This window comes from Hylemonella gracilis ATCC 19624, from assembly GCF_000211835.1.
Lineage (GTDB): Bacteria > Pseudomonadota > Gammaproteobacteria > Burkholderiales > Burkholderiaceae_C > Hylemonella > Hylemonella gracilis.
Map to the genome: position 1 here is coordinate 1 of NZ_AEGR01000091.1, position 6,983 is coordinate 6,983.

Annotated in this window: 8 protein-coding genes; 7 read left to right on the plus strand and 1 reads right to left on the minus strand. The window is 65.4% G+C overall.

Features of this window, described 5'->3' with window-relative positions:
* The 7 genes from HGR_RS17875 to HGR_RS17405 form a co-directional block, all read left to right on the plus strand.
* Positions 1-223 (plus strand): hypothetical protein (locus HGR_RS17875; protein WP_237701421.1); only part of this gene is annotated, 223 nt, incomplete at its 5' end.
* A gap of 145 nt (positions 224-368) precedes the next feature.
* The gene (locus HGR_RS13915; RefSeq protein WP_039853681.1) at positions 369-989 is read left to right on the plus strand and encodes a DUF2796 domain-containing protein; all 621 of its coding nucleotides are present in this window, start codon (positions 369-371) and stop codon (positions 987-989) included.
* Positions 990-998: 9 nt separating this feature from the next.
* Positions 999-1,715: an ABC transporter ATP-binding protein gene (locus tag HGR_RS13920; RefSeq protein ID WP_006298941.1), complete on the plus strand. Its 717-nt coding sequence runs from the start codon at positions 999-1,001 to the stop codon at positions 1,713-1,715.
* Entirely contained in the window at positions 1,712-2,980 is a 1,269-nt protein-coding gene (locus HGR_RS13925; protein ID WP_006298942.1) for an ABC transporter permease, read from the plus strand. Before HGR_RS13920 ends, HGR_RS13925 begins: the two co-directional genes overlap by 4 nt.
* A gap of 7 nt (positions 2,981-2,987) precedes the next feature.
* Positions 2,988-3,548: a DUF3299 domain-containing protein gene (locus tag HGR_RS13930; RefSeq protein ID WP_006298943.1), complete on the plus strand. Its 561-nt coding sequence runs from the start codon at positions 2,988-2,990 to the stop codon at positions 3,546-3,548.
* 81 nt (positions 3,549-3,629) lie between these two features.
* On the plus strand, positions 3,630-4,037 hold the full coding sequence (locus HGR_RS13935) for a Fur family transcriptional regulator (protein ID WP_006298945.1): 408 nt from the start codon (positions 3,630-3,632) through the stop codon (positions 4,035-4,037).
* An 89-nt stretch (positions 4,038-4,126) separates the two neighbouring features.
* Positions 4,127-4,639: a hypothetical protein gene (locus HGR_RS17405; RefSeq protein WP_006298947.1), complete on the plus strand. Its 513-nt coding sequence runs from the start codon at positions 4,127-4,129 to the stop codon at positions 4,637-4,639.
* A gap of 22 nt (positions 4,640-4,661) precedes the next feature.
* Here HGR_RS17405 and HGR_RS18005 read toward each other — a convergent pair whose 3' ends face one another.
* A complete protein-coding gene (locus HGR_RS18005; protein ID WP_006298948.1) occupies positions 4,662-6,485 on the minus strand; it encodes a methyl-accepting chemotaxis protein in 1,824 nt (607 codons plus the stop codon).
* Positions 6,486-6,983 lie beyond the last annotated feature (498 nt).

Sequence of the window (6,983 nt, forward strand, 5' to 3'; positions counted from 1 at the left end):
AAACCCACGAACCTGCCACGACATCCAAAAACATGGGCTGGCGGTCGGTGTTCATGTCCTTGTTCCTCTGGGGTTGCCGCCGTGGGTGGGGCGGTTTGTGACGAAAATCCGGCCTGTGTCAGGCAGGCCTGAAACCAGGCTGAACCCGGCGATGCGACAAGCCGGTTTGCTTTTCCATTTGCTTTTCTATACACACCGCACACAAATGATAATGAATAATTGATAACAACAGCGGATGATGGGCCATCGCGCGGTCCGGTGACCACCATCGGGTTGGGCGATCTTTCACACCCGTCCTGCGCTGTGTTCCAGGCCGGCAGTTCAGCCACCTTTTGTCACCCCGATTCTTGATGCGTCAGGAGAATGTCATGTCCGCTTTCACGCTTCGCCGCGCCTTCCGCGCGCTCCCAGTCCTCGCTGCCATCCTTGCTGCCTCGTCAGCCGTGCCCGCTTTGGCACAGCAACATGCCCATACCCATGGCCGGATGTCGCTGGATGTGGCGGTCGATGCGCAGACCCTCACGCTGGCGATCGAATCGCCGCTGGACGGCTTTCTGGGTTTCGAGCGCGCGCCGCGCACGGACGCTGAACGCAAGCGCGTCTCGGACATGGTGGCTCGCCTGAACGCGGCCCAGCAACTGTTTGTGCCCGACCCGGCCGCCGAATGCACTCTGTCGAGCGTCACGATGAGCTCGGCCGTGCTCGGTCTGGGCGAGCCGAAGAAGGAGGAGGATCACCCACAAGGTCACGGTCACGACGACACGAAGCGCGCCGATGGCAAAAAAGGCCACGCCGACGACGATCACGCCGACATCGATGTGGACATCGTCTTCAACTGCGCCAAAGCGTCCCAGGCCCGCTTCATCGACGTGAAGCTGTTCGACGCCTTCAAGCGCATCCGCGCCATCGACGCGCAGGTCGCCACGCCCCAAGGCCAGTTCAAGCGCAACCTGCGGCCGGACGCGGCCCGCCTCAACCTGGTACGTTGAACCTGCGCCATGACCTCCCCCATCCTTGAGTTGAAAGACCTGCGCTTCGCCTGGCCGCGCGATGAGCGCGACTGCCTGGACATCGCCGACTTCGCCGTCGCGCCCGGCGAAACCGTGTTCTTGCACGGCCCCAGCGGTTGCGGCAAGAGCACGCTGCTGTCGCTGATGGCCGGCGTGCTGCTGCCCCAGTCCGGACGCGCCGCGCTGCTCGGCACCGACTGGGGTGCCCTGCGCCCGATGGCGCGCGACCGTCACCGCGTGGACCATGTGGGCTACATCTTCCAGCAGTTCAACCTGCTGCCCTACCTCACCGCACTAGACAACGTGCTGCTGCCTTGCCGTTTCTCCGAGCGGCGCCGTGACGCGGCCGCGCAGGCCAACGGCTCCTTGCTGGCAGCGGCGCAGCATTGGCTCGCCGGGATGGGGCTGGACGCTTCGGTCTGGAGTCGAGCGGCGCACACCCTGTCGGTCGGCCAGCAGCAACGCGTGGCCGCCGCGCGCGCGCTGATCGGCCAGCCCAACCTGGTGATCGCCGACGAGCCGACTTCGGCCTTGGACGAAGACCGCCGCAACGCCTTCCTCGACCTGCTGCTGTCGGCCTGCGCTCGCGCGGGCAGCGCCTTGGTGCTGGTCAGCCATGACCGGCGCATCGCGGCGCGCTTCGGTCGGCAGGTGCTGCTGCCCGCGATCAACCGGGCCGCGCGCCCCGAGGAGGCCCTGGCATGACCCGCGGTTTTCTGATCGGTCTGGCCTGGCGCAGTGCCTGGAACCGGCGTTTCACCCTGGCGCTGACGGTCTGCTCCATCGCCCTGTCCACGTTCATGCTGCTGGGCGTGGAACGCGTGCGCACCGATTTGCGTGGCAGTTTCTCTTCTGCTGTCTCCGGCACCGACCTGATCGTCGGGCCGCGCACGGGCTCCATCCAGCTCTTGCTCTATGCCGTTTTCCGCGTGGGCGCGGCCACCAACAACATCCGCTGGAGCAGCATCGAGGCGCTGCAGCAGCTGCGCGGCGTGGCTTGGGTCGTGCCGCTGTCCCTGGGTGATTCGCACCGGGGCTTCCCGGTGCTGGGCACCACCACGGCGTACTTCGACCATTTCCGTCATGGTGAGCAGCAGCCCCTGCGGCTGCGGGACGGCACGCGCTTCCAGGACTTGTACGACGCGGTCATCGGCGCGGAGGTCGCGGACCAGTTGGGCTACCGCGTGGGACAGCGCATCACCCTGGCCCATGGCACCGGCGAGATCAACCTGTCCGACCACGCGGACAAGCCTTTCACGGTGGTGGGCGTGCTCGCGCGCACCGGCACCCCGGTGGACCGCACGGTGCACATCAGCCTGGAGGCGATGGAAGCCCTGCACGTGGACTGGATGGCGGGCATGCCGCTGCCAGGAATGCACGTCAGCGCCGAGGAGGCGCGGCGCATGAACCTGCAGCCCCGCAGCGTCACCGCCGCATTGGTGGGATTGCAAAACCGCGCCGCGGTGTTCTCGGTGCAGCGCCAGGTGAACAACTTCGGTGGTGAGCCCTTGATGTCCATCCTGCCGGGCGTGGCGCTCGACGAGCTCTGGGACGTGGTGGGCGCCGGTGAACGGGCGCTGATGCTGATGTCCGGACTGGTGGCCCTGGTCAGCATGGCGGGTCTGATGTCGGTCGTGCTGGCGGGCCTGAACGAGCGGCGGCGTGAGCTGGCGGTGCTGCGCGCAGTCGGCGCCAGCCTGCGCCACGTGCTGCTGCTGCTGACGCTCGAAGGCCTGCTGATGACCTTGGTGGGCACCGGCTTGGGCATCGCGGCCTTGTCGGCCTGCGTGTTGGCGCTCGGCCCGTGGTTGCAAGCGGATTTCGGACTGACGCTACAGTTGTCGCAGCCCACGCTCATGCAAGGTTGGCTGCTCGCCGGTCTGCTGCTCGCGGGTTGGGTCGCCAGCCTGCTGCCAGGCTGGCGCGCGTACCGTTTGTCCCTGGCCGACGGCCTGTCACCGAGAGTCTGATCCCACCATGTTGCGAGCCCATGCATCCGCCTTCATCCAAGCCACGCTGCGCGGCGCTGCCGTGGTCTTGCTCGCGCTGGGCGCGCTGTCGCACGGCGCACGCGCCGCCGACTATGCGGAACTGAAATGGGAGGAACTGGTACCGCAAGACTGGAATCCGGCCGACTCATTCCGCGACCTGCAACATTTGATGGGCCTCCCTGATTCGGACGACCGAGTGCAGGAACTCTACGACCGCATGCGCAAGGTCTGGGACGAAGCGCCGACGGTGCCCACGCTCAAGGGCAAGGCGGTGAAGGTCCCTGGGTTCATCGTGCCCTTGGAGCGCAGCGCGGATGGGCTGCGTGAGTTCTTGCTGGTGCCATACTTCGGCGCCTGCATCCACACGCCACCGCCGCCCGCCAACCAGATCATCCACGTGCGCTCGAAGACACCACTCAAGGGTTTCGAAAGCATGAGCGCGGTCTGGGTCAGCGGCACACTGAGCCTGGAGCGCACCGGCTCCGACATGGGCGCGAGTGGCTACAGTCTGCAGGCCGCGCGCGTCGTCAAATACACCGGCAAATGAACCCGTCCTTGCTGGCACCGCTGGTGCCCTGAGGCCCAGCACCGCACACCCAAAGACCTGACCACCTCGCACAAACACGCCATGGAACGTTCCACCCGTCAACGCCAAGCGATCCGCACGGCCCTGGAAGCCGCCGGTCGCCCCTTGCTGCCCGTGGAAATCCAGCTCGCCGCTCAGCACGAGGTGCCCGCGCTGGGCCTGGCCACGGTCTACCGCAACCTCAAGCAGCTGGTGGAGTCCGACGAGATTCAGCCGGTGGAGTTGCCGGGCGAACCGCCCCGCTACGAGCTGAGAGGCCACAAGCACCACCACCATTTCCGCTGCCGCGATTGCCAACGGGTGTTCGACGTGCACGCCTGCCCGGGCAATATGCAAAAGCTGGCCCCCCGGGGTTTCGTGGTGGATGACCACGAACTGACCTTGTACGGCTCCTGCAGCGACTGCCGCCAGCAAGCACGCGCGGCGACGCGCGGCTCGGCCCACGCTTGAGCAGCGCGCCAGGGAAACCAGGTCAAGAAAGACGCTGAACCGCCGATAACAGGGACTGAACCCGCGGCATGACGGGGAAGGATTGTTCAGTGTCTGTTTCGAGCATCACCACCGGTGCGCCGCCAGCCACGAGCGAGCGCATCAAGACAGCCGGGCCGACGAACTCCACGGCCCGCACAGAATCGGAGGAGCCTGCGCGCGCCACTTCCGACACCAGCGCTAGCGCCAGTGACAAGAGCGTGTATGTGGATCTTTCACCCGTGGCACGCATGTTCTCTGCCCAGGGCGGGGGACCAGCAGGTGCGGCGGGCAATTCCGACATCGACGAAAGCGATCTGCCCTCCGTGGTGAAGGACCTGCTGAAACGCATCCGAGAGCTGAAGCAAAAACTGCAGGAGCTACAACAGCAGATGCGGCAAGTCCAGTCCGACGCCAGCCTGAGCCCGGAACAGCGGCAAACGAAACTACAGCAATTGCAGGCGCAGATTCAAGCCACATCGGCAGCTCTGTCCACGGCCAACAGTGCCTTGGGCAAGGCCGTGAAGCAGCAGAACCTGAGCCCGGACCAGTTGACCGAGGTGGCTTCTTTCCTCGCCGCCTGAGCGGCTGACAAAGGCCCGGCGCCTAGAACGTCTCCCACTCTTCGCTTGCGCCTGCGGCGGTCGCAGGCGACTTCGCCGACTCGGCCGGCAAGGCAGGCGGAGTTTTGGGAGCGGCGGCAACGGCAGGCTTGACAGATACGGACGGGTGGCTCGCGGCTGGCGTGGCGCCGACGGCCCGCGTTCCCGTGGCACGCGCGGGCTCGCGAGCGGACGACGTGTGCTGGACGGGCCTCGGTGTCGACAAGGCCTGAGCGTGCACCGGCATCGGTCCGAGCGCACTTGCGCGCAGCTCAGCTCCATGCGCGAGCTTGAACACGGCAACGGCGTCCACCAACTCTCTGGCCTGGGTCTTGAGGCTATTCGCCGCAGCCGACATCTCCTCCACCAAGGCCGCGTTCTGCTGCGTCACTTGGTCCATCTGCTGCACGGCCTCGCCGATCTGCGCGACGCCCTGGCTTTGCTCGGTGCTTGCCGCGCTGATGTCGCCCATCAAGTCCGTCACGCGGCGAATGCTGTGCACCACCTCCTGCATGGTGCTGCCCGCCTGGTCCACCAAGGCGGCGCCCGCGTCCACACGGGTCACGCTGTCGGAAATCAAGGCCTTGATTTCCTTGGCCGCTTCCGCGCTGCGGCCCGCCAAGTTGCGCACCTCGCTGGCCACCACCGCGAACCCCCGTCCCTGTTCACCAGCGCGCGCGGCCTCCACCGCCGCGTTGAGCGCCAGGATGTTGGTCTGGAAGGCGATGCCGTCGATCACACTGATGATGTCGGAAATCTTCTTGCTCGATTCGCTGATGCCCTTCATGGTCTCCACCACCTGCGTGACCACCTCTCCGCCCTGAACGGCGACGGAAGAAGCCTTCTGCGCGAGCTGGTTCGCCTGTCGAGAGTTGTCAGCGTTCTGCGTGACGGTGGACCCGAGCTCTTCCATGGACGCGGCGGTCTCTTCCAGAGAACTGGCCTGGCTCTCGGTGCGCGCGCTCAGATCCTGATTGCCCTGGGCAATCTGGGCGCTGGCCGTGGCGACCGACTCCGAGCCCTGGCGCACGATGCCCACCACCTTGGACAGGCTTTGCTGCATGGCACCAAGCGCCTGCAGCAACTGCCCCGTTTCGTCACGCCGCGTGGATTTGACCTCACGGCTGAGGTCACCTGCGGCGACGGCCTGCGCCAAGTTAACAGCTTCCTCGATGGGACGGGTGATGGAACGGACGATCCACACCCCCAGGCTAAAGGCCACCACCAGCGCGATCACGATGGCCACCGCCACGGAGACGCGCAAGGTCTCCACCTCCGAAATCGCGGTCTCACCCGCGTCATGTGACAGGGACTTCTGAAACTCAATCTGCTGGTCCAAGGTCTTGAGATAGGCCAACTGAACCGGCCTCACATCCGAGAGCAGATAGGCAATGGCGGCGTCGCGCTGACCGTCTTGCAACAGCGCGACGTACCGATCCACGCCGTCGCGGAACTTGACGCGCTCGTCCGCTGCGAGCTTCAGCAGTTCGCGGCCCTTGGGTGATTGAACATTGGCGTCCACGCGTGCGACCAGTTCGGTGACCTGGCGGCGTGACTCCGCCAACTCCGCGAGTTCCGCCTTGATTTGATCAGGGTTGGTGAAAATGGCCAGGTTGCGGATGCTGCGCGCCTGCTGATTGACCTCCAAGCGCAGTTCGTTCACCTCCTCGATGATGACCATGCGCCGATTGACGATGTCTTCCAGACCCTTTTGAATGTCGGCTGAGCGCACGATGCTCTGCAGCCCCACACCGATCAACAGCAGCGTCAAGATGGTCAGCGTCAGTGCCAGCCGGGTCCCGATCTTCAGGTGATTGAAATAGTCCATCGCTCCTCCTCATGTCTTCTTGCGATTTGCCAGTCGCGCAGGGCTGGCGCCACGAACACTCGTGCCATGCATGGGAACAAGGTCCCGGCGAGGCCCGATTGAGACTAGTCGGCTGACCATGCCTGCGTAAGGCGGTTCAAACTTTTGAAGTCCGGCCAGCGCAGGCCTGCCCACAGCCTGTGCTAGCGCTGGGTCGATGGATGCTAGGGAGCTTCGAATTCAGGGGCATTGACTCAGGTCAAGCGCAGCCACACAGCGACAAGCTGTCCTGGCGTGGGCGTGCGGCACTGTCGCCGCTCAGATCAGCAAGGAGGCAAGCAAGCGGGGACGGCAAGCCAAGGCAGCGCGATGGTCGCGCCTCGGTAGGCGGGTAGGCGGACAGGCAGGCAGGGCCAACAAACGTCTTGCCGTGGCCCGCCGTGCCAGCGGGCCGATGGCAGTTCGCAGTTCGCAGTTCGCAGTTCGCAGAGCGACCTTGGGTCAGAAGCTTTCCCAGCT